This window comes from Amycolatopsis sp. NPDC049868 (assembly GCF_044461365.1).
Lineage (GTDB): Bacteria > Actinomycetota > Actinomycetes > Mycobacteriales > Pseudonocardiaceae > Amycolatopsis.
The window spans coordinates 955,318-976,550 of the sequence record NZ_JBITKV010000002.1 but is presented as its reverse complement, the minus strand read 5'-3'; the positions used below and the strand labels follow the sequence as shown (position 1 = coordinate 976,550).

At 69.9% G+C, this 21,233-nt stretch carries 19 protein-coding genes and 1 pseudogene; 16 read left to right on the top strand and 4 right to left on the bottom strand.

What is annotated here, in order from left to right; genetic code table 11:
- Window positions 1-38 precede the first annotated feature (38 nt).
- Window positions 39-704 carry a type II CAAX prenyl endopeptidase Rce1 family protein gene (locus ACIBTM_RS12925; RefSeq protein ID WP_395876664.1) on the top strand — a complete coding sequence of 222 codons (666 nt, stop codon included), beginning with the start codon at window positions 39-41 and terminating at the stop codon, window positions 702-704.
- A gap of 185 nt (window positions 705-889) precedes the next feature.
- Here ACIBTM_RS12925 and ACIBTM_RS12920 read toward each other — a convergent pair whose 3' ends face one another.
- Window positions 890-1,417: a flavodoxin family protein gene (locus tag ACIBTM_RS12920; RefSeq protein WP_395876663.1), complete on the bottom strand. Its 528-nt coding sequence runs from the start codon at window positions 1,415-1,417 to the stop codon at window positions 890-892.
- An 8-nt stretch (window positions 1,418-1,425) separates the two neighbouring features.
- Window positions 1,426-2,805, bottom strand: a complete 1,380-nt coding sequence (locus ACIBTM_RS12915; protein ID WP_395876662.1) for a DUF4389 domain-containing protein — start codon at window positions 2,803-2,805, stop codon at window positions 1,426-1,428.
- Between the two features lie 168 nt (window positions 2,806-2,973).
- Here ACIBTM_RS12915 and ACIBTM_RS12910 point away from each other — a divergent pair, with 168 nt between their 5' ends.
- From ACIBTM_RS12910 to ACIBTM_RS12895, 4 genes and pseudogenes are all read left to right on the top strand, one after another.
- Window positions 2,974-3,993 (top strand): Acg family FMN-binding oxidoreductase, encoded by a 1,020-nt coding sequence (locus tag ACIBTM_RS12910; RefSeq protein WP_395876661.1) that lies wholly within the window; start codon window positions 2,974-2,976, stop codon window positions 3,991-3,993.
- Window positions 3,994-4,010: 17 nt separating this feature from the next.
- The gene (locus ACIBTM_RS12905) at window positions 4,011-4,241 is read left to right on the top strand and encodes an SHOCT domain-containing protein (RefSeq protein ID WP_395876660.1); all 231 of its coding nucleotides are present in this window, start codon (window positions 4,011-4,013) and stop codon (window positions 4,239-4,241) included.
- Window positions 4,242-4,269: 28 nt separating this feature from the next.
- Window positions 4,270-6,150, top strand: coding sequence for an ATP-dependent zinc metalloprotease FtsH (gene ftsH / locus ACIBTM_RS12900; protein WP_395876659.1), 1,881 nt, complete (start codon window positions 4,270-4,272; stop codon window positions 6,148-6,150).
- A 19-nt stretch (window positions 6,151-6,169) separates the two neighbouring features.
- Window positions 6,170-7,513: pseudogene (locus tag ACIBTM_RS12895) on the top strand (wax ester/triacylglycerol synthase family O-acyltransferase); the annotation flags it as partial.
- 21 nt (window positions 7,514-7,534) lie between these two features.
- Here the strand turns inward: ACIBTM_RS12895 and ACIBTM_RS12890 are convergent.
- Both ACIBTM_RS12890 and ACIBTM_RS12885 read right to left on the bottom strand, forming a co-directional pair.
- Window positions 7,535-10,075, bottom strand: a complete 2,541-nt coding sequence (locus tag ACIBTM_RS12890) for a cation-translocating P-type ATPase (protein WP_395876658.1) — start codon at window positions 10,073-10,075, stop codon at window positions 7,535-7,537.
- Window positions 10,072-10,974: a universal stress protein gene (locus tag ACIBTM_RS12885; protein ID WP_395876657.1), complete on the bottom strand. Its 903-nt coding sequence runs from the start codon at window positions 10,972-10,974 to the stop codon at window positions 10,072-10,074. The genes ACIBTM_RS12890 and ACIBTM_RS12885 overlap by 4 nt, the downstream gene beginning before the upstream one ends.
- Window positions 10,975-11,337: 363 nt before the next feature.
- Between ACIBTM_RS12885 and hypF the strand changes: the two genes are divergently transcribed.
- The 11 genes from hypF to ACIBTM_RS12830 all read left to right on the top strand — a co-directional run bounded on the left by hypF (window position 11,338) and on the right by ACIBTM_RS12830 (window position 21,195).
- Window positions 11,338-13,599, top strand: a complete 2,262-nt coding sequence (gene hypF, locus ACIBTM_RS12880; protein ID WP_395876656.1) for a carbamoyltransferase HypF — start codon at window positions 11,338-11,340, stop codon at window positions 13,597-13,599.
- The gene (locus tag ACIBTM_RS12875) at window positions 13,590-13,835 is read left to right on the top strand and encodes a HypC/HybG/HupF family hydrogenase formation chaperone (RefSeq protein WP_395876655.1); all 246 of its coding nucleotides are present in this window, start codon (window positions 13,590-13,592) and stop codon (window positions 13,833-13,835) included. The genes hypF and ACIBTM_RS12875 overlap by 10 nt, the downstream gene beginning before the upstream one ends.
- On the top strand, window positions 13,832-14,929 hold the full coding sequence (hypD, locus tag ACIBTM_RS12870) for a hydrogenase formation protein HypD (RefSeq protein ID WP_395876654.1): 1,098 nt from the start codon (window positions 13,832-13,834) through the stop codon (window positions 14,927-14,929). Before ACIBTM_RS12875 ends, hypD begins: the two co-directional genes overlap by 4 nt.
- The gene (gene hypE, locus ACIBTM_RS12865; RefSeq protein WP_395876653.1) at window positions 14,926-15,963 is read left to right on the top strand and encodes a hydrogenase expression/formation protein HypE; all 1,038 of its coding nucleotides are present in this window, start codon (window positions 14,926-14,928) and stop codon (window positions 15,961-15,963) included. Before hypD ends, hypE begins: the two co-directional genes overlap by 4 nt.
- Window positions 15,964-15,975: 12 nt before the next feature.
- Window positions 15,976-17,034 (top strand): 4Fe-4S dicluster domain-containing protein, encoded by a 1,059-nt coding sequence (locus ACIBTM_RS12860; RefSeq protein WP_395876652.1) that lies wholly within the window; start codon window positions 15,976-15,978, stop codon window positions 17,032-17,034.
- On the top strand, window positions 17,031-17,468 hold the full coding sequence (locus ACIBTM_RS12855) for a cyclic nucleotide-binding domain-containing protein (protein ID WP_395876651.1): 438 nt from the start codon (window positions 17,031-17,033) through the stop codon (window positions 17,466-17,468). The genes ACIBTM_RS12860 and ACIBTM_RS12855 overlap by 4 nt, the downstream gene beginning before the upstream one ends.
- Window positions 17,465-18,280: an FAD/NAD(P)-binding protein gene (locus tag ACIBTM_RS12850; protein ID WP_395876650.1), complete on the top strand. Its 816-nt coding sequence runs from the start codon at window positions 17,465-17,467 to the stop codon at window positions 18,278-18,280. Before ACIBTM_RS12855 ends, ACIBTM_RS12850 begins: the two co-directional genes overlap by 4 nt.
- On the top strand, window positions 18,280-19,017 hold the full coding sequence (locus ACIBTM_RS12845; RefSeq protein ID WP_395876649.1) for an oxidoreductase: 738 nt from the start codon (window positions 18,280-18,282) through the stop codon (window positions 19,015-19,017). Before ACIBTM_RS12850 ends, ACIBTM_RS12845 begins: the two co-directional genes overlap by 1 nt.
- 68 nt (window positions 19,018-19,085) lie before the next feature.
- On the top strand, window positions 19,086-20,309 hold the full coding sequence (locus ACIBTM_RS12840; RefSeq protein ID WP_395876648.1) for a Ni/Fe hydrogenase subunit alpha: 1,224 nt from the start codon (window positions 19,086-19,088) through the stop codon (window positions 20,307-20,309).
- Window positions 20,306-20,797: a hydrogenase maturation protease gene (locus ACIBTM_RS12835; RefSeq protein WP_395876647.1), complete on the top strand. Its 492-nt coding sequence runs from the start codon at window positions 20,306-20,308 to the stop codon at window positions 20,795-20,797. The genes ACIBTM_RS12840 and ACIBTM_RS12835 overlap by 4 nt, the downstream gene beginning before the upstream one ends.
- A complete protein-coding gene (locus ACIBTM_RS12830; RefSeq protein ID WP_395876646.1) occupies window positions 20,794-21,195 on the top strand; it encodes a nuclear transport factor 2 family protein in 402 nt (133 codons plus the stop codon). The genes ACIBTM_RS12835 and ACIBTM_RS12830 overlap by 4 nt, the downstream gene beginning before the upstream one ends.
- Window positions 21,196-21,233 lie beyond the last annotated feature (38 nt).

Sequence of the window (21,233 nt, the reverse complement as noted above, 5' to 3'; positions counted from 1 at the left end):
TACGGCTCTCTCGCCGGATTCCGGCCGTCATCGTCTCGGTGCTGCTGCTCGCCGCCGCCACCCTGCTCGCGAACCGGGTGCTGCCCGGGTGGGCGTATCCCGTCTGCGGTGTCGTGACGGCGGCCGTGCTGATCGCCGTCGCCAGGTTCTCCGGCCTCCGGCTCGCGTCCATCGGCCTCGGCAGGCATACGCTCGGTCGCGCCGCCGTCGTCGGCCTCGCGGGCGCCGGGCTGGTCGGCCTCGTGTTCGCGGTGGCGCTGGCCGTTCCCGCGCTCCGGTCGTTCTTCGAGGACGGCCGGGTCGGGACACCGGGGATCGGCCAGCTCTTGTGGCTCGCCCTTCTCCGTATTCCGCTCGGCACCGTCCTCATCGAGGAAGTGGCCTTCCGCGGCGTTCTCCCCGCGCTGCTCGGGGCCGGCGAGCGCTGGCGCTGGGCACCGGTTCTCGGTGCCGCCGCCCTGTTCGGTCTGTGGCATTTGCTGCCCTCGCTCGCCTTGGTCCGCAACGCCGCGGTCGACGCCACCGTCGGCGGTCTCCCGCTTCCGTTGATCTCCGTGCTGGCGATGGTGGCCGCGGCCGGTGCCGGGGTCTTCCTGTACTGGTGGCGTCATTGGGGAAAGGGAGTACTGGCGCCCGCGCTCCTGCACTGCGCGACCAATTCGGGTGGCCTGCTCGTCGCCTGGTGGGTGCTTTCGCACCCGTGACTCCCGCCGGTGTCCTGAGCCAGAAGTTCGGCGGTGATGCGTGTCTGAGGGGACGACACGCGTGATTGGATGGACGACACGCGAGTCGGCCGCCTGGACACGCGTGTCGTCCGTCTGATCACGCGTGTCGTCCGTCTGATCACGCGACACCGTCACCCTCGCATCAGCAGTAGACCTAAGACACTTCAGCCGGCCGCGGTCTCCAGAAGCCGCGAGGCGAGCGTGGCGCCCCATGCCTCGGCGCGTTCCTGCTCGCCGTCGCACAGGATCGTGGCGTTCTTGCCGACGTCCACGAAGAAGCTCTCCGGTGGCGCCAACGGAACGCCGCGGCGCTTCAGCAGCAGCTTCCGCGCGCCGACCGCGGCGGAACCGGTGAGCCACCGAGCCCGGGGAAGTCTCGTGTCGAAAACCGCGACGGGGACCCGGCGCGACGCCGGCGGCAAGGCGCCCAGCCACTCCCGTAGGCCGGTCGCCGAGCGGACTCCTCCCTCGACCTCCTCGCGTGCGCTCTTGCGGGTGCCGGGTCGGGTCATGCCGTGGGCATGGGTGGGGCCGCCGACGACGAGCAGGCCGAGTCCGTCCCACTGGGCCGGGGCGTCGTCGACGTTGACGACGTCGACCTCGCAGGAGGCGGCCAGACCCTTGCCGATCGCCCTGGCGATGATCTCGGTGTTGCCGAACATCGATTCGAACACCACGAGTACCTGCATCATGATTCTCCTTACCGGGTCGGCGAAAGCTCGTTCGAGACGCGGGTGACGGCGACCGCGGCCAGTGCCACCCCGGCGGCGAGCAGCAACGCGCCCGAGAGGAGCAGGACCCAGGACAACCAGCCGAGTATCGGCAGGGTCGCGCCCGCCTCCGCCCGGACGTCCACACCGGCCGAGGCGTCGGCGTTCATCACCACGAGGGTCCAGTCGCCCGCCTGGTCGGGCCAAGTGATCGTCTGGGTGCCGGGACCGATCGCGGAAACCGTCCAGATCCCCGCCTCCCACGGGAGCACCGGCGACTCCGGGGAACGGTGCACGATCAGCTCGCCCGAGCCGAGGTCGGTGACCGTCGCGTGGTCGGTCCCGCTCAGATAGCGATCCGCCACCGACGATGGCGCGACACCCACGAAAACGTCCTTCGCGCCGAGCGGGGTCACGCGTACCCGGATGTCACCGAGCGCCCGGGTGACGGGAACCTCGCCGGCGGCGGTGGAGACGAAGGTGATCCGTTCGCTCGCCAGGGCGGCGGTATCGGTGCTGTAGGTCCCCGTGACCGTCAAGTATCCGTCGGCGTCGCGATCGGCCCTGTCCAGCCACAGCGAGGCCGCGCCTCCGCTGAGCAGACCGGTCGACACGACGGCGAGCAGTACACCGATCACGAGTGATACGACGCGGCCGGTCGTCCAGCCCGCCGGACGCGGAGGATGCCGCACCGGTTCCGCGGAACCGGCGGCAGGCGGGCCGGGTTCGCTACCGCCCGGGTCCAGCCGGAACGGCGGATAGTCGTCGGTCATCAGGGCGGCGTACGCGCCCACCCGGATGACCCACCGGTCCAGCCCGAGCACGAAATCGAAGATCGGCTTGGGATATTCCCCCCGCACCAGCAGGATGACACCGGCGATGAGCACCAGGATCCCGATCAGCCCGCCCGCTCCCCACTGGAAACCCTCGTCCGAGGTGTTCCACAGCCACAGCCCGCCCCCGGCGAAGAGAGCGACGACGAGGTAGTGCGGGATCGCGAGCAGCCACCATTTCACCAGCACGAGACCGCGGGAAAGCCGCTCCGGGTAGTCGATTTCGAGCCGGGCGGGGTAACCGGGATCGTCGGCAAGGGTGAACGGCGGATAGCGATCCGTGCCCAGCGCGGCGTAGGCGTAGTAGTGCACCCGCCACGCCCAGCGGAGAACTCCGACGTTGAACTCGAAGATCGCCCGCGGATACCGCCCGGTGAACAGGATGGCGAAGAACGCCACCGCCGTCAGCGGGACGAACGCGAGCCACAGCACCGCGAGCACGAGGTAGTGCGGGATCGCGAGCAACCATTTCACCAGCCACAGCCAGCGGGACAGGTCGGTGTCGAGCGAGGCCTCGACGCGGACTGCCGAACTCATGGGACGCCTCCTTGCGGGGAGCGGACCCTTCGACGATCCAGCGGGGCCGTGCGAGGGAACAGGATCGAACGGCCCGGCGAACCGGGCCCTCTGACCCTCCACGGCCCACGGCGTCCGGAGAACCATGAGACGCACCCCCTTCACCCGTAGAGCAGAGGCAGGTTTCCGATGGACCACGGCCTTCCCGACGAGTTCACCGTCGAATCCGCGGTGGCCCTGGCCTGCCGCGCTCCTTCCGTGCACAACTCCCAGCCGTGGCAATGGCGCGTCGGGGATCGCACCGTCCACCTCTACGCCGACCGGACCCGGCTGCTGGCCGGGACCGATCCCGACGGCCGCGACCTGATGCTCAGCTGCGGCGCGGCCCTGCACCACATCCGGGTCGGCTTCGCGGCCTTGGGCTGGCGGACCGGCGTGCACCGCTTGCCCAATCCCGCGGAGCCGGACCACCTCGCCTCTCTGGAGCTGCACCGGCACGAGCCGACCCAGGAGGAGATCGCGCTCGCCGCCGCCATCCCCCGCCGCCGGACCGACCGGCGCAGGCACAGCTCCTGGACCGTGCCCGCCGGGCACCTCGAAAACCTCGCCCGCCACGCGGGAGACGAAGGCGCGATCCTGCGCCCCGCACTCGAGGCCGCCCGGTATCACCTCGCCCTCGCCATCTCCGAAGCCGCCGAGATCCACGCGGCCGACCCGGCCTACCGGACCGAACTCGCCGCCTGGAGCGGCAGGCATACCGCTCCCGACGGCGTCCCGTCGGCGAACGCACCCGCACAGGACGACACCCCCGGCGCCCTGCCCGCGCGTGCGTTCGCCGACCCCCGGCTCGGCCAGCCCGAAGGCTCGACCGGTGAGGCGGACGAGACCGTGCTCCTCGTGCTCAGCACGGCTTCGGACGACACGATGTCCCGGCTCCGCGCGGGCGAGGCGACCAGCGCGGTCCTGCTCGCCGCGACCAGCCTCGGCCTGGCCACCTCTCCGCTGACCGAACCGCTGGAGATCGCGGACACCAGGGCGAAGGTGCGCGAACTGGTCACCGGCGGCACCTTCCCGCAGATGGTGCTGCGCACCGGCTGGGCGCCCGTCAACGCCGACCCGCTCACCGCGACCCCGCGCCGGAACCTCGACGAGGTTCTCGCGCCGCTCGGGACGCCGGTGGCGGGCGAAGTGCGCTACCAGAGCCACTGAAACGAAAGGGAAAGACCATGCCGTACTGGCACTACTCCGACGGCGGCTGGGTCGGCATGCTGCTCATGATGATCACCGTGGTCATCCTGATCGGCGGCCTCGTCACCGTCGCGGTGATCCTGTTGCGCCGCACCACCAAGACCTCGACCGGCCACGACGACGCGATCAAGATCCTGAACGAACGCTTCGCCCGCGGGGAGATCGACAAGGACGAGTACGAGACCCGGCGCGCCGTGCTGCGCGGGTGACCGAACCCGCGCACGAAGGGACGAAGTGATGTCACGGACGGCCAAACCCGGTCCGCCCTCCGATCCGATCCCGCCTTCGGGCCCGCCCGAGCCCTCACGTTGGCGTCGCTGGACGGTGCCCGCGGTCTTCCTGGTGATGCTGCTTCTGTTCTTCCTGCCTCAGCTGCTGACCGCCGAGACCCCCTCCTTCGGCTACACGGAGCTTCTGTCCAAAGTAGACGCGGGGCAGGTGCAGAAGGTCACCGTCGACGACGAAGGGGCGATCAAGGGGAACCTCCGTGACGGGACGGCTTTCACGACACAACTTCCCGTCGCCCTCACCGACGACCAGTTGCTGCCGAAACTGAAGGAGAAGGGTATCCAGGTCACCGGCGAGCAGGGAGGCTCCTCGGCCCTGCTGTCCCTGGTCGGCAGTCTGGTTCCGTTGCTCCTGCTGGTGGGATTCCTGATCTGGATGGGCAAAGGCGCCCAGCGTTCCCTCGCCGGAGCCGGTGGTTTCGGCCGGTCGAAGGCGAAGATCATCGAAGCGCAGCGGCCCACCACCCGGTTCGCGGATGTCGCGGGATACGAAGGGGTCAAGCAGGACGTCAGTGAGATCGTCGACTTCCTCCGCGATCCGGATCGCTACGCGGCGGCGGGCGCGAAAGGGCCGCGCGGCGTCATCATGGTCGGACCGCCGGGCACCGGGAAGACACTGCTGGCCCGCGCGGTGGCGGGCGAGGCCAGTGTGCCGTTCCTGTCCGTCACCGGTTCCGAGTTCGTGGAGATGTTCGTCGGTGTCGGCGCGTCGCGGGTCCGAGACCTGTTCACCGAGGCCAGGAACCGGGCGCCGTCCATCATCTTCATCGACGAGATCGACGCCGTCGGGAGCCGCCGGGGCATCGGCGGTACGGGCGGGCACGACGAACGCGAACAGACCCTGAACCAGCTTCTGGCCGAGATGGACGGTTTCGATCAGAGCAGCGGGATCGTCGTGCTCGCCGCGACCAACCGGCCGGAGTCCCTCGACCGCGCGCTGCTGCGGCCCGGCCGGTTCGACCGGCAGGTCACCGTGCCGCTGCCGAACCAGGACGAACGCGCGGCGATCCTCGTCGTCCACGTGAACGGCAAGCACCTCGGCCCCGACGTCGATCTCCGGCGCGTCGCCCGGGGCACCCCGGGCTTCTCCGGCGCGGATCTCGCGAACCTCGTCAACGAGGGAGCGATCAACGCCGTCCGCGACGGGCGGACGACCATCACGGCGGCCGATCTCGACTCCGCCCGTGACCGGGTCCTGCTCGGCCGCCGCGAAACCTCCAACGCCCTGCTGCCCGAAGAACGGCACGCCGTGGCCGTCCACGAATCCGGTCACGCGCTGATCGCCGCACTGTGCGAACACGCCGATCCGGTCGCGAAGGTCACCATCCTGCCGGCGGGGATGGCACTGGGCGCCACCGAGCAGCTTCCCGAGGCCGAACGGCACCTCTACAGCGAGGCCTACCTCACCGACCTGCTGACCGTCCGGCTAGGCGGGCGCGCCGCGGAACTCGTGGTGTTCCGCCAGGGTTCCACCGGCGCGGCCGACGACCTCGCCAGCGCCACCGCGCTGGCGGTGAAGATGGTGACGGAGTTCGGCTTGTCCACCGCGCTCGGCCCGGTCGCCTATCCGGCCGCGCACGCGCGGTTCCTCGCCGAGGACCCGTCCGAGAACAGGCACGGCGGCTTCTCGGAGCGAACACAGCAGGTTATCGACCGCGAGGTCGCGCGCCTGCTGCGCGCGGCCGAAGACCGGGCCGTCGGCGCCCTGCGCCGGCACCGGAAGGCGCTGGATCTACTGGCCGCCGAATTGATGACCAGGGAGACCGTGGACGGAAGCGTCGTCCTCGAAGTTCTCCGGCAGGAAACCGAGGAAGGCGATCTCGCGTCCTGAACGAACCAGGGAGACACCGATGGACCATCTGAGCCCGCTCGACGCGGCGTTCCTGGAACTGGAGGACGGGGATGCCAACGCCTCCCTGTCCATCGCGTCGGTGGCGGTGCTCGAAGGTCCGCCGCCGTCGCACGCGGACTTCGTCCGGTCGATCACCGGCCGGTTGCCGCTGATCCCGCGCTACCGGCAGAAGATCCACCGGGTGCCGCTCGATCTGGGGCCGCCGGTGTGGGTCGACGACGATCGGTTCGACGCGGCCCGGCACTTCCACCGAGTCGCCGTCCCGCCCCCTGGCGGGGAGAAGGAGCTGTGCGAACTGGTCGCCCTGCTGATGGGGGAACGCCTCGACCGGGACCATCCGCTGTGGGAATTCTGGGTCCTGGAAGGACTTTCCGGCGGCCGCTGGGCGGTGCTGTCGAAACTGCACCACTGCGTCGCGGACGGCGTCACCGGTAACGAACTGCTGAAAGTGCTCTTCACGGACGCGTCTGGAGACACCGCGCCTGCCGAACCGGTCCCCGACCTCGGCACGCTGGACCTGCTCAAGGACGCCGCACGCAGGCTCATGCTGATTCCCGCCAGACAGCTTCGCGCGGTGGTACGGCTGGCGCTGTCTCCGTCCCGGGCGGTGCGCGAGATCGCGGATGCCGTTTCCGGGCTGACGGCCTTCGCTTCCGCGCTCATCCCCGCCGCACGGTCGTCGCTCTCCGGCCCCATCGGCCCGGACCGGCGTTACGAGGTGGCACATTCCTCCCTCGACGAAGTGCGCGCCATCAGCCGGGCCTTCGACGTCTCGGTCAACGACGTGGCACTGGCGGCCGTCACAGGCGCGTTCCGTGCGCTGTTGCGGCGGCGAGGTGAGCGGCCGGTCCCGGACGCGATCCGTGCCCTCGTACCGGTCTCCGTCCGCGGGAGTCGCGATACCGTCGACAACGAGGTCTCGCTGATGCTGCCCCTGCTTCCCGTCGACGTCCCGGATCCCGCGGGACGGCTGGCCGCCGTTCACCGGCGCTCGGCCGCGCTGAAGGCGAGCAAAGAGGCGGAAGCGGGCGCCACGCTGACCGGTGTCGCGGCGGGCGCGCCGTTCGCGCCGATCGCGTGGGCCGTCCGGCTCGCCGCCGGTCTCCCGCAGCACAACGTCGTTTCGGTGGTCACGAACGTCCCCGGACCGCGGACAGCGCTTCGGTCTCTCGGACGCGAGGTGCTGGAGCTCTACCCCTACGTCCCGGTCGCGTTGAACCTGCGGACCGGGGTGGCCGTGCTCTCCTATCGCGACAAGCTCACCTTCGGGATCACGCTGGACTTCGCGAGCGCTCCGGACACCGGGTTCCTCGCCAAGGCCATCGAGACCGAGGTCTCGGCCTTGGCGAGGATCGCGCGCCGGTCAGCGCCGGGCGCGAACGGCCTTGTGGACCGTGTCCGCGAGCAGCACGACCGGGACGGTGACGAACGCCAGCACCCAGCCGAGCGGGCTCGGCACGGTACCGCCGAGCAGGCCGGGCAGTGGCGGCAGGAGAAGGAACGCGGCCAGCATCGCGAGCTCGAAGACGATCGCGAACCACAGCAAGGGATTTCCGCGCAAGCCGATCCTGCCGACCCAGCGTGACTCGCTCCGGCAGGCGAAGGCATTCGCGAGCTGGCCGAGCACGATCGCGGTGAACGCGGTGCCGGACGCGGTCGCGAGCAGCGCCGCACCGGGCGTCTCGCCGAACCACCATCCGCCGCCCAGCAGCACCACCAGGAACGCCGCCATGGCCATGAGCGCCTCGGCCGGGCCGAGCACACCGAAGGCACGGCGTACCAGCCTGCGGTCGATCAGGGAACCGCCCTTCGCCGGTCCCTCCATCGTGCGCCGGTTCGGCGGCTCCGCGCCGAGCGCGACGGCCGGGAGGAGGTCGGTGCCGATGTCGAGCGCCAGTACCTGGAGAACGGTGATGGCCAGCGGGATCTGCCCGCCCGCGAGCGCCCACACGACGAACGGCGTGAGCTCGGCGACGTTGTCGGTCAGGTGATAGGTGAGGAAGCGCCGGATGTTCACGAACGTCGCGCGCCCGAGCTCCACGGCGGCCACGATGGTGCCGAAATGATCGTCGAGCAGGACCAGGTCGGCCGCCTCCCTGGCGACGTCACTGCCCGAGGCGCCCATCGCGACACCGATGTCGGCCGTGCGCAGGGCCGGCCCGTCGTTGACGCCGTCTCCGGTCATCGCCACGACATGCCCCCGGGCCTGGAGGACCTTCGCGATCCGGAGCTTCTCCTCCGGGGCCACCCTGGCGACCACCACACCGTCGACGTCGAGCAGCCTGCCGAGTTCCTCGTCATCGGCGGGCAGATCCTTGCCTTCCAGCACGAGCCGGTCCGGCCCGAGCAGTCCGACCTCCTCGGCGATGGCCGCGGCCGTCCCCGGATGGTCGCCGGTCACCATCGCCAGCCGGATCCCGGCGCGGCGGCAGGACGCGATCGCCGCACCGACGTCGGGCCGGGGCGGATCTTCCAGCCCGACGAGGCCGAGCAGCGTCAGCCCGCCTTGATCCTCCTTCGTGGACGGGTTCGCGTGGTGCGCCACGGCGAGCACCCGCAGGCCCGCCCGGCTGAACGCGGCGATGGCTTCCTCCGCGCCGGGCGCCTTCCCGCACAGCGGCAGAACGGTGTCCGGCGCGCCCGAGACGTGGAGGCCGTCGACGTCCGAGACCGACGACCGCCGCCGATGCGGATCGAACGGCCTGCGGTCACGCGGCCGCGGAGGAGCGGCGACTCCGGCTCGGGCGGCGAGGACGTGCAGCGCCACCTCCATCGGGTCGCCCACCGGACGCCATCCGTTCGCCTCCTCGACGGCGTGCGCGTCCGGGGAGCACCGGGCCGCGGAATCCGCGAGCGCGGCCACCGCCCGCACCGCCGAGGGCGAGCCGGTCAGCTCACCGACCGGCCGATAGCCGGCACCGTCGACCTCGACCGTGCCGGCCGGGGTCCACACCCGGACGACGGACATCTCGTTACGGGTCAGGGTGCCGGTCTTGTCGGTGCAGATGAACGTGGTCGCCCCCAGCGTCTCCACGGATTCGAGCCTGCGCACCAAGGCCTTGCGGCCGGCCATCTTCTGCGCCGCCCGCGCCAGCGACAGCGTCACGGTGGGCAGCAGCCCCTCCGGCACAAGCGCGACCGTCACCCCGATCGCCAACAGGAAGCTTTCCGTTCCCGCCCGGCCGAGACCGAGGGCGGCGGCGAAGAACACGCAACCGACCGCGACCGCGATCAGCGCCACGATCCGCACCACGCGGTGCAGCTGCGCGGCCAACGGACTCTTCGGCCGCACGGCGTTCGCGGTCACCGCGGAAATCCCGGCGAGGCGGGAGCGGGCGCCGGTGGCCGTCACGATCGCGACCCCGTGACCTTCGGTGACATACGTCCCGGCGAAGACGGATCCGCCCGTGTCCGGCCGCACGGGTCTGCTCTCGCCGGTGAGCATCGACTCGTCGACCGAGAGCATGCCGCACTCGGCGAGTTCCCCGTCGGCGCACACCCGGTCCCCCGCTTCGAACAGGACCACGTCGCCCACGACCAGATCCGCGGCGTCCACGACGACCGCACGCCCGTCCCGGCGCACCGTCGCGCGCACCGGCAGCAGATCCCGCAGCCGTTCCGCGGCCCGGTCCGCGCGGTACTCCTGCGCGAACGAGAAAGCCCCGTTGAGCACCACGACCACGGCGATCGCGATCGACAGCGCCGGCATCCCGGCGACCAGAGCCAGCCCCGCGGCCGCCCACAGCATCAGCGCGAAGAAGTGGACCATCTGCCCGGCCAGGGTCAGCAGCGGATTCCGCCGTTTCGCGGCGGGCAGGGTGTTCGGTCCGTCACGGCGAAGGGCGGTCGCCGCTTCGGCCGTGGTGAGGCCCGTCGTTGCCCGGGCCACGGCGGAACCCGTCACCGGTCCCCTGCTTCGCGGGCCACGATCACCGGGCACAGGGCGTAGGACATCACCGCTTGGCTGGTCGAGCCGAGCAGCATCCCGGCGATCCCGCCGCGGCCGCGGCTGCCCACGACCAGCAGCTGCGCCCGGTCGGCGCGTTTGAGCAGCTCGTCCGCCGGGCGGCCCCGCACGACCTCCCGGTGGACACGCACGTCCGGATACTTCTCCCGCCAGCCCGCGAGCCGTTCGGCCAGCACCTCGTTCGCGCTCTCCTCGAACTCGGAGCGCTCCAGGCTCCAGTGCGTCTCCTCGAACACCGCCGAGAGGAAGGTGTCGTCCCAGCAGTGCAGGGCGACCAGCTCCGTCTGCCGCCAGGAAGCTTCTTCGAAGGCGAGCGCGAGAGCGGCTTCGCTGGTCCGGGTTCCGTCGATCCCGACGACGACCGGGCCGTCGTGCGGCGTGTCCTCCTCCGCGACATGCGGCCGGATCAGCGCGACCGGGCACGCCGCCTTGGCGGCCAGCGCGACGGACACCGACCCGACCAGCACCCGGCCGAGCGGGCGCAGTCCTTCCGTCCCCAGCACCAGCAGGTCCGCGTTCTCGGCCGCGTCCTTCAGCGCCTGCACCGGACGTTCGTGCTGCAACACCAGCGAGACGTGGACGTCCGGAGCGACCTCCCTGGCGGCGTCCCGCGCCTGCCGCAGGAGACGATGCCCCCGCATCCTGATCATCTTCCCGAGGTCCTCGCGCGTCGGCATCGGCCTCGGATGGCTCAGCGATTCGTCGTCGATCGCGTGCACCAGCGTGAGTTCCGCGTGGCGCCGCCGCGCCTGATCCACCGCCCAGCGGACGGCCCTGATCGCGGACTCCGAGCCGTCGACACCGACGACCACCCCGTGCCCCGGATTCTCCGGCATGGCAGCTCACCCCATCCGATTTCGGCAACTGTCACGGACGTTAGGAGCAGGAGAGCGCCACCGGCAGCGGCGTTCGTAACCAGACGACGGGACCTTCGGCCCAGTCTGTCCACAATGGATCCATCCGGCGGGCCGCGGGCCGTTCGAAGGACGAGCGGGGGACGTTCTGCCCTATCCGGCACTCCGGAGCCTCGCCGATTCTTGGAGCCTGTTCGGCGGATTCCGGAGTGGCCGGCGTGTCGCGAAAGCCACTTTCGGGACGTCAGGTGTCGCGAAAGTGGCTTTCGCGACACGCCACCACCGTTGAGGAGAGGGCCGCCCGAATCCGCCACAGGCTTTACGAAAGTCGACCATGGAGGCCTGATGCCCGGAGGGGACGTCACACAACGGTGGGAAGTGCACGGCGCCGTCCAAGGTGTCGGTTTCCGGCCCTACGTCCACCGTGTCGCGACAGCACTGGGCGTCGGCGGGGAGGTGCGCAACATCGGAGGTCATGTGGTGATCACCGCCTCCGCGCACCCCGACGTCCTCGCGCGGTTCCACCGGACCATCCTGGACCGGACGCCGCCTCCCGCAATGGTCGAGCGAATCGACGTGACGACGCTGAAGTCACCGCGGAAGTCGCGGCGATTCTCGGTGCGGGACAGCGTGTCCCGGGCCGGACCTCGAATCGTGCCCGTCGATCTCACCACCTGCGCACCGTGTCTCGAGGAGCTGTTCGATCCGGCCGACCGGCGCTACCGGTACCCGTTCCTCAACTGTTCGAGGTGTGGCCCCCGAGCCACGATCGTCGAACAGCTCCCGTACGACCGCGTCCGGACGGCCATGAACCGGTTCCCGATGTGCGACCGGTGCGCCGGCGAGTACCACGACCCCACCGACCGGCGGTTCCACGCCGAACCGATCGCCTGTCCTCGCTGCGGACCGCGTCTTTCCTGGGCGGGCCGGACCGGGGAGGAGGCGCTCGCGGCCGCTGTCACGACGATCGGCGACGGTGGCGTCGTCGCGATCAAGGGGATCGGGGGCTATCAGCTGGTCTGCGACGCGACGAACGATCAAGCGGTCGGCCGGCTGCGGGCGGTGAAACACCGGCGGGGTAAGCCCTTCGCCGTCATGGTCGCGGATCTTCGTGAGGCGGCCGGGCAGGCGGTCGTCGACGGCCCGGCGGCCCGGCGGCTGGAGTCGGTGGCGCGCCCCATCGTGCTTCTCCCGAAGCGGCCGGGCACCGCGGTGTCCGGCGCGGTGGCGCCCCGGCTGCCCGAGATCGGGCTGTTCCTGCCGAACAGCCCGCTGCATCACCTCCTGCTGCACGACCTCGGGCGTCCGCTGGTCGTCACCAGCGGGAATCTGGCGGATGAACCGATCACGGTGTCCGACGAGCATGCCCGCGCGTCGCTCGGCCCGGTGACCGACGGAATTCTCGGGCACGACAGACCCATCCTCACCCGGAACGACGACTCGGTGATGCGGGCCGGACGGCTGATCCGGCGTGCCCGCGGCTACGCACCGGACCCGCTCGCACTTCCCGTCCCTTCTCCCCGGAGCGTGCTGGCCTTGGGAGCCCACCTGAAGAACACCGTCACCCTGGCGGTCGGCGACCGCGCCGTGATCAGCCCGCATATCGGTGATCTCGCCAAGGCGGGATCGGTCGACGCCTTCGAACGAACGACCCGCCGGCTGTGCCATTGGCTGGACGTCACCCCGGAGTTCTGCGCGCACGACCTCCATCCGCGCTACCACTCGACCTCCCACGCGGCGAACTGGCCGAGTGAGCGGCGGATCGCGGTGCAGCATCACCACGCGCACGTCGCGGCCGTGGCCGCCGAGCATGGCGTCGACGAGCCGTTCATCGGAGTCGCTTACGACGGCCTTGGCCTCGGCGACGACAACACGCTGTGGGGTGGCGAGGTTCTGCTGGCCACCTACACCGGCTATCGGCGGCTGGGCCGCTTCGGCAGGGTCGCGCTGCCTGGTGGTGATGTCGCGGTGCGACGGCCGGACCGCATGGCACTGGGCTACCGATTCGGCGCGGAGGACTTCGGCGCGGATCGTCTTCCCCAGCCACCGGAGACCCGGGAGTCCGCCCTCGTCCGGCGCATGATCGAACGCCGGGTCAACAGCCCGCTCACCTCCAGCGCGGGGAGGCTTTTCGATGCCGTCGCGGCCATGCTCGGGCTTTGCGACGAGAACAGCTACGAAGGAGAGGCCGCGATCCTGCTCGAAGCGGCCGCGTCCGGCGAGCCCACGGGAGACCCGTTCACCTGGAACCTGCATCGGCGTGACGGTCTCTGGGTCTACGACCCGGTACCCACCCTGCGCGAGCTACTCGGTTCCGGCGACTCCCCCGTCCCGCGGCTCGCGGCCCGTTTCCACGCGACGATCGCGGAGGTCACCGTCGCCCTCGTGAGCGAAGCCTCGGCCACGGGCGGGAGCAGAACGGTGTGCCTCGGTGGCGGCGTCTTCCAGAACGACCGGCTCACCACTTCGGTGACGGATTCGCTGACCGGACTGGGTTTCCGGGTGCTCACCGGCGAGCGGGTGCCGGTGAACGACGGAGGAATCAGCTTCGGGCAGGCGGCCGTCGCCGCCGCGCTGTTGACGGGACGGTCGACGTCATGTGCCTAGGTATCCCCGGCCGCATCGTGCGCGTCGACGAGGAGTTCCCGCGCACCGGGATCGTCGACTTCGACGGGTTGCGGAGACCGGTCTGCCTCGCTTACACGCCGGAAGCCGAGGTCGGCGACCACGTGATCGTCCACGTCGGTTTCGCGATCAGTGTGGTGGACGAGACCGAGGCGGCACGGACGCTCGCCGTCCTGCGCGCGATGCCGGACGTGTTCGAAACGGAGCTGGGACTGTGAAGTATCTCGACGAATACCGCGATCCCGTCCTGGCCGGACGGCTGCTCGGCGAACTGAGAGCGACCGCGACCCGGCCGTGGACGATCATGGAGGTCTGCGGCGGCCAGACCAACACGATCGTCCGGCAGGGCATCGACGAGCTCCTGCCGTCGGGAATGCGCATGATCCACGGACCGGGTTGCCCGGTCTGCGTGACCCCGCTCGAAGTCATCGACAAAGCACTCGCGATGGCCGCGCGGCCGGAAGTGATCCTGACCAGCTACGGGGACATGCTCCGCGTTCCGGGAACCGGCGGAGACCTTCTCGGGCTCAAAGCGCGTGGAGCGGATGTGCGGGTGGTGTACTCGCCACTCGACGCGGTGCGGATCGCGAGGGAACACCCGGACCGCGAAGTGGTCTTCTTGGCTGTCGGCTTCGAAACGACGGCTCCCGCCAACGCGATGGCGGTGCTCCGTGCGGCGACGGCCGGAATCGGCAACTTCAGCGTTCTGGTGAGCCACGTGCTCGTACCTCCCGCGATCACGGCACTGCTGGACGCCCCGGACAACCAAGTCCGCGCCTTCCTCGCCGCCGGACATGTCTGCGCGGTGATGGGCTGGACCGAGTACGAACCCATCGCCGCCCAGTACGGCGTTCCGATCGTGGTCACCGGGTTCGAACCGCTCGACCTGCTGGAAGGCATTCTGATGGCCGTGCGGCAGCTCGAAAGCGGGCGTGCGGAGGTGGAGAACCAGTACGTGCGAGCGGTCCGCCGGACGGGTAATGCCACCGCCCGCGACACCGTCGACCGCGTCTTCCAGGTGACCGGCCGGAAATGGCGCGGCATCGGGGAGATCCCCGCGAGCGGACTCGAGCTTTCGCCCGAATTCGCCGCCTTCGACGCCGATCGGCGCTTCGCCACGACCGGCGTGGTCACTCGCGAGTCCCCGGTCTGCATCGCGGGCGAAATCCTCCGTGGGACCAGGATTCCGACCGACTGTCCCGCCTACGGGAAAGCATGCACCCCTCGGACGCCACTCGGCGCACCGATGGTTTCGAACGAAGGAACCTGCGCGGCGTTCCACAACGCCGGCCGTCGATCGGAGTACCGATGACCGGATTCGCCTGCCCCGTACCGGATACCGATACCGACCGGATCCTGCTCGGTCACGGCTCCGGCGGGCAGCTCATGACCGAGTTGCTCAATGAGGTGATCATCGCCGAACTCGGTGGTGACGAACCGCTCGAAGACGCGGCCGTGGTGGGCGTCGGTGGCGTCGACACGGTCTTCACCACCGACGGGTTCGTCGTGACACCACGGTTCTTCCCCGGCGGCGACATCGGCTCCCTCGCGGTCCACGGGACGGTCAACGACCTGGCGATGCGCGGCGCCGTACCGGTCGCGCTGAGCCTCGCGTACATCATCGAAGAGGGCTTTCCGATCGCGGACCTGCGCCGGATCACCCGCTCGGCCGCGGCCGCCGCGGCGGCGGCCGGGGTCAGGATCGTCACCGGCGACACCAAGGTGGTCGGCCGGGGCGCCGCCGACGGACTTTATGTCACGACAACAGGAATCGGCTTTCGAACCGGTGAGGCCCGCCCGTGTGCCACGGGAGGCCGCGCCGGCGACGTCGTGCTCCTGTCCGGTCCGATCGGCTTGCACGGCACCGCGATCCTGAGCGCGCGGGAGGAGCTCGGCTTCGAACCGGAGATCTCGTCGGACAGCAGGCCACTGCATCGCCTCGTGGCCGCGATGATCGAGGCGGGCGGCGACGCCGTGCACGCCCTGCGCGACCCCACCCGCGGCGGACTCGCGAGCGCGCTCAACGAACTGGCTCACTCGTCCGGCGTTCTCGTCGAGATCGACGAAGCGACCGTTCCGGTCCCCGAACATGTCGCCGCCGCGTGCGCGCTGCTCGGGCTCGACCCGATGCACGTCGCGAACGAAGGGTGCCTCGTCGCGTTCGTGGCGCCGGCGTCCGCGCCGGCGGTGCTCCGGGCCATGCGCTCGGTTCCCGAAGGCGCGAGCGCCGCCGTGATCGGCGAGGTGACCGGCGGAACACCTGGTCGCGTGATCGCGCGCACCCTGGTCGGTTCCAGCCGTGTCGTCGACGTTCTCGTCGGTGAACAGCTTCCCCGCATCTGCTGAAAGGTGAAGTCGGTGAACGCCGTCCTGGATCTGGCCGGGCTCGACGCCTTGATCGGCGTGCTGAGAACGAGTGGAAGAACGGTGATCGGCCCCGTGCTGCGGGACGGGGCGATTTCGCTCGCGGAACTGACTTCGGCCGCCGATCTCCCCTCCGGCTGGGGAGTGGACACCGGCCCCGGGCACTACCGGGTGCGACGGCGGGAGGACGCCGCGGTTTTCGGTCACTCCGCCGGACCACAGTCATGGAAGCGGTTCCTTCATCCTCCTCGCCGTGCCCTGGTCGCCAGTGGTCCCGACGGTTTCCGGCCGGTACGTGAGGAGCCGGTCGACCACGCCTTCCTCGGTGTCAGGCCATGCGACCTGGCCGCGATCGGCAAACTACGCCAGATCGTCGGCGGCCCGATGCCGTTCGTGGTCGCCGTGGAGTGCACCGAACCCGGCGATGTCTGCTTCTGCGCGTCCATGGGGTGCGGGCCCTCGGCCTCGGGTGGCTACGATCTCGCCCTCACCGAACGGATCGACACCACCGGTCATCGGTTCCTCGCCGTCGCGGGAAGCCCGGCGGGTTCGGAAATCCTCGGCCGCCTCCCCTCCAGACCCGCGAGCGAACGCGACCTGGCCCAGGCGAGGGCCGATGTCGAAGGAGCGGCGACGCGCATGGGCAGGGCGATGCCGGACACCGATCTTCGTGCCCTCCTCGCCGCCAACCGCGAGCACCCGCGGTGGGCGGACGTGGCCGGACGTTGTCTCACCTGCGGCAACTGCACCATGGTCTGCCCCACCTGTTTCTGTGTGTCCACAGAGGACACGAACGACCTCGACGGCGGAGCCCTGCGGTCACAACGGTGGGCGTCGTGTTTCGAGATCGACTTCTCCGTGCTCCACGGCGGTGCGGTACGCACGTCCGGCGCGGCTCGTTACCGGCAGTGGATGAGTCACAAACTCGGCACCTGGCACGACCAGTTCGGCACCTCCGGTTGTGTGGGCTGCGGGCGCTGCATCGCCTGGTGCCCGGCGGGGATCGACATCACGGAGGAAGCCGCCGCGCTCGCCGACGTGATCGAGCGATGACCTCGCCGCTCCTCGACGGCCTGTCGGACGCCCAGCGCGCTTCGGTGATCGCCATCGGCAGGATCGAGGACTACGCGGCCGGAACACGGCTGTTCGACGAGGACGGCGACGCGGATCGATGCTGGCTGCTCATCTCCGGACACGTCGTCGTGGACGTTCATCTCGGGACTCGCGGATCCGTGCCGCTGCAGAGTGTCGGGCCGGGCGAACCGCTCGGGTGGTCCTGGCTCATACCGCCGTACCGCTGGCACTTCGGTGCGGAGACGGCCGCTCCGACCAGGGCACTGGTACTCGACGCCGAACGTCTTCGCGCCTTGCTGGAGTCCGACGAAGCCCTCGGCTTCCGGTTCTCCCAAGGTCTCCTCGGAGCACTGGCGAATCGGTTGCTGGCCACCAGGCTCCGGCTGCTCGATCTGTACCGGGATCCGGCATGACGCCCGGCGATCTGCTTCCCCGGCCCTACCGGGTGTCCCACCGCGTCCGGGAGACGGCCGACGTGGTGACGCTGACCTTGGTCCCGGACGGCAGGCCGTTGCCCGCCTTCCTGCCCGGCCAGTTCGCGATGCTGTACGCGCCGGGGGTGGGAGAAGTCCCCATCTCCGTCAGCGCGATCCCCGGCGACGGCACGCTGGTGCACACCATCCGGGCGGTCGGCGCGGTGAGCGGCGCGCTGCACGACGCCGGTGTTGGCACCGTGCTGGGCGTGCGTGGTCCGTTCGGCACCCCATGGCGTGCCGACGGCCCCGGGGATCTCCTGCTCGTCGCGGGCGGTATCGGGCTCGCTCCGCTACGGCCGGTGGTCAGGCACGCGGTGGCCCGGCGGCCCGACCACCGCCTGATCCTGATCGCGGGGGCGCGGACACCGGCGGATCTGTTGTATCGAAGTGAACTCGATGATCTGTCCACAAGAGACGGTGTCGAGGTGGTGCTGACCGTGGACCGGTCGATCGGGGATTGGACCGGTCGCGTCGGTTTCGTCACCGAACCGCTCGCCGTGCATCCTTTCGATCCCGATCGCACCACCGCGCTGCTGTGCGGTCCCGAACCGATGATGCGGTTCTGCGCCCGCACGCTGCTCGCCCGCGGGGTGCCCGCCGAACGGATCGAGGTCTCCCTAGAGCGGAACATGCAGTGCGGCATCGGGTCTTGCGGCCACTGTCAGCTGGGTCCGCTGCTGCTGTGCCGGACCGGGCCGGTCGTCGGCTATCACGTCGCCGGGCCCTTGCTCACGGTGAAGGAGTTGTGATGCTCTCCATCGCGGTGTGGAAGTTCACGTCGTGCGACGGCTGCCAGTTGTCTCTCCTCGACTGCGAAGACGAGCTGCTGCCGCTCTCCCGCCAAGTGCGCTTCGCCCATTTCGCCGAGATGACCAGCGTTTCCGAACCTGGCCCGTTCGACGTCTCGTTCGTCGAGGGATCGGTGACCACACCCGCCGAAGCCGAGCGGATCCGGTGGATCCGAGAACGATCCGCCGTTCTCGTCGTCATCGGCGCCTGCGCGACTTCCGGTGGTATCCAGGCACTGCGCAATTTCGGGGACGTCGAAGAATTCCGTTCGGTGGTCTACGCGCGCCCCGACTACATCGAGACACTCGCGACGTCGACGGCGATCGCCGACCACGTCGAGGTCGACCACGAGCTCCGCGGCTGCCCCATCGACAAAGGCCAGCTGCTCGAGGTCATCACCGCGCTGGCCGCGGGCCGCGAACCCGACCTGCCGGACACGAGTGTCTGCACCGACTGCAAGCGCCGCGGGTTGACCTGCGTGATGGTCGCGCACGGGACCCCCTGCCTCGGGCCCGTCACGCACGCGGGTTGCGGAGCGCTGTGTCCCGCCGTGAATCGCGGGTGCTACGGCTGTTTCGGACCGATGAAGCAGCCCAACGTGCCCGCGCTGCTCCCGCTGTTGCGCCGAAGCGGAATGGGCGACGACGAACTCCAGCTGGTGTTCGCGACCTTCAACGCCGCCGCGGAGTGGTCATGACACATCGAGCGAACCGAATGCTCCGGGTGGCGGGACTTGCCCGCGTGGAGGGCGAAGGTGCCCTACGCGTGCGAAGCACCGGCGGACGGGTCGAGAGCGTCGAGCTGGTCATCTACGAGCCTCCGAGGTTCTTCGAAGCCTTCCTTCGCGGCCGTGATTTCCGTGAACCACCGGATATCACCGCCAGGGTGTGCGGGATCTGCCCGGTCGCCTATCAGCTCAGTTCGTGCCGGGCCGTCGAAGACGCCTGCGGCGTGGACGTCGGGGGCGGGCTTCGCGCGCTGCGGCGGCTGCTCTACTGCGGGGAATGGATCTCCAGCCACGCGTTGCACATCTATCTTCTGCACGCCCCGGACTTCCTCGGTTTCCCCGATGCCATCGCGATGGCGGGCGAACATCGTGGACTGCTCGAACGCGGACTCGCCCTGAAGAAGGCGGGCAACCTGATCATGGAGGCGGTCGGCGGGCGCGCGATCCACCCCGTCAACGTGCGGGTGGGTGGTTTCTACCGGGTGCCAGAGCCCGCTGAACTACGGGCGCTCACGGACCCGTTGAAGCGCGCGCTGGACGATGCGCTCGCGACGGTGCGATGGGTGGCGGAATTCGATTCCCCCGGTATCGAGGTGCCCTACGACCTCCTCGCCCTGCGTGATGACGACGGGTATCCGCTGGATCGGGGTGAACCGGTGGCCGACACGGGCCTCCGGTTCACCGCGCGCGAGTTCCAGGACCACGTCACCGAACAGCAGGTCCCGTATTCGACGGCGTTGCACGCCCGGCTGGACGGGCGCAGGTATCTGACCGGCCCGCTCGCGCGCTACAGCCTGAACTCCGACCGGCTTTCCGCGCTCGCCGCGAGCGCCGCCGCGGAAGCCGGCCTCGGCCCGCGGTGCCGTGATCCGTTCCGCAGTATCGTGGTCCGCGCCGTCGAGATCGTTTACGCGGTCGAGGAGGCTCTTCGCCTGATCGCGGACTACGAGCGACCGGGCACCCCGTTCATCGACGTGGAACCTCGGGCCGCGACCGGGCACGGAATCACCGAAGCACCGCGCGGCCTGTTGTACCACCGCTATGAACTCGGCGCGGACGGCCGGATCGTGACCGCGAACATCGTGCCGCCCACGTCGCAGAATCAGTCGGCGATCGAGCACGACGTGGCGAGGCTGGTCGAACAGCACGCCGATCTCGACGACCATGCCCTGGTTTCACTCTGCGAGCGCGCGATCCGCAATCACGATCCGTGCATTTCGTGTTCCTCGCACTTTCTCGATTTCACCCGGGACGACCGATGAACGCGCTGGTGATCGGAGTCGGCAACGAGTTCCGGCGTGACGACGGTGTCGGCCCGGCCGTGGCCCGCGAGGTCGCCAGGCACGGTGTCGAGGCCACGATCAGCGATGGGGACACCGTACGGCTCATGGAGGCCTGGGAAGGCGCGGAACTCGTGGTCATCGTCGACGCCGTGCGACGTGTCTCCGGCGTGGACGGCCAGTGGCACAGGACGACCTTGCCGCAGCACGGCCCGATCGCGAGCTCCCACGGTTTCGGGATTCCCGAAGCCGTGGAACTCGCCGAGGTACTGGGGCGGCTTCCCGGCCGGTTGGTGATCTTCGCCGTCGATGTGACCGACGTCGGTTTCGGTCCTGGCCTGAGCCCCGCCGTGACCGCCGCCGTCCCGGCGGTCACGAAAGCGGTTCTCGCGGAGATCAGCCAGGCACGAGTCCCCCCGATACCGTGTAGCCGACAGCGGAACCGAACGAGTGACCAGGAGCGGGTATGACCGACGATGCGGCCGGCCAAGTGATCAAGGCCGAGCAGGACCGGATCCGCTGTCTCCTCGACGTGGATCGCGACACCTACGACCGCTTGCACGCCGCGGAGTACCGGTTGTGCAACCCGACCGGCACCGTGTGGACGAAGGCCGAATACCTGGATCTCCTCACCACCGGGCGGGTCGCCTACCGCGAACTGAGACTGACCGGCGACGTGGACGCCATCGTCGGCACCGACGTCGTCGTCCTCCGCTACCGGTGCGTCATCGAACTCACCGTCGACGGCACGGACATCCCGCGGCACGATGCTTGGCACACCGACGTCTACACCAATGCCGACGGCACATGGCGTTGTGTCTGGTCGCAAGCCACCGGCATCATGGACCTTCCGCCGGCCGCACCCTGATCCGCCTCACCGCGTGAGACATCCCCAAGGACCCGAAC

Bases quoted from the DNA above. Each gene is read 5' to 3' on its own strand.
- ACIBTM_RS12920 (WP_395876663.1), bottom strand. From the start codon at position 1,417: ATGATGCAGGTACTCGTGGTGTTCGAATCGATGTTCGGCAACACCGAG.
- ACIBTM_RS12915 (WP_395876662.1), bottom strand. From the start codon at position 2,805: ATGAGTTCGGCAGTCCGCGTCGAGGCCTCGCTCGACACCGACCTGTCC.
- ACIBTM_RS12910 (WP_395876661.1), top strand. From the start codon at position 2,974: ATGGACCACGGCCTTCCCGACGAGTTCACCGTCGAATCCGCGGTGGCC.
- ACIBTM_RS12905 (WP_395876660.1), top strand. From the start codon at position 4,011: ATGCCGTACTGGCACTACTCCGACGGCGGCTGGGTCGGCATGCTGCTC.
- ftsH (WP_395876659.1), top strand. From the start codon at position 4,270: ATGTCACGGACGGCCAAACCCGGTCCGCCCTCCGATCCGATCCCGCCT.
- ACIBTM_RS12885 (WP_395876657.1), bottom strand. From the start codon at position 10,974: ATGCCGGAGAATCCGGGGCACGGGGTGGTCGTCGGTGTCGACGGCTCG.
- hypF (WP_395876656.1), top strand. From the start codon at position 11,338: ATGCCCGGAGGGGACGTCACACAACGGTGGGAAGTGCACGGCGCCGTC.
- ACIBTM_RS12875 (WP_395876655.1), top strand. From the start codon at position 13,590: ATGTGCCTAGGTATCCCCGGCCGCATCGTGCGCGTCGACGAGGAGTTC.
- hypE (WP_395876653.1), top strand. From the start codon at position 14,926: ATGACCGGATTCGCCTGCCCCGTACCGGATACCGATACCGACCGGATC.
- ACIBTM_RS12855 (WP_395876651.1), top strand. From the start codon at position 17,031: ATGACCTCGCCGCTCCTCGACGGCCTGTCGGACGCCCAGCGCGCTTCG.
- ACIBTM_RS12850 (WP_395876650.1), top strand. From the start codon at position 17,465: ATGACGCCCGGCGATCTGCTTCCCCGGCCCTACCGGGTGTCCCACCGC.
- ACIBTM_RS12845 (WP_395876649.1), top strand. From the start codon at position 18,280: ATGCTCTCCATCGCGGTGTGGAAGTTCACGTCGTGCGACGGCTGCCAG.
- ACIBTM_RS12835 (WP_395876647.1), top strand. From the start codon at position 20,306: ATGAACGCGCTGGTGATCGGAGTCGGCAACGAGTTCCGGCGTGACGAC.
- ACIBTM_RS12830 (WP_395876646.1), top strand. From the start codon at position 20,794: ATGACCGACGATGCGGCCGGCCAAGTGATCAAGGCCGAGCAGGACCGG.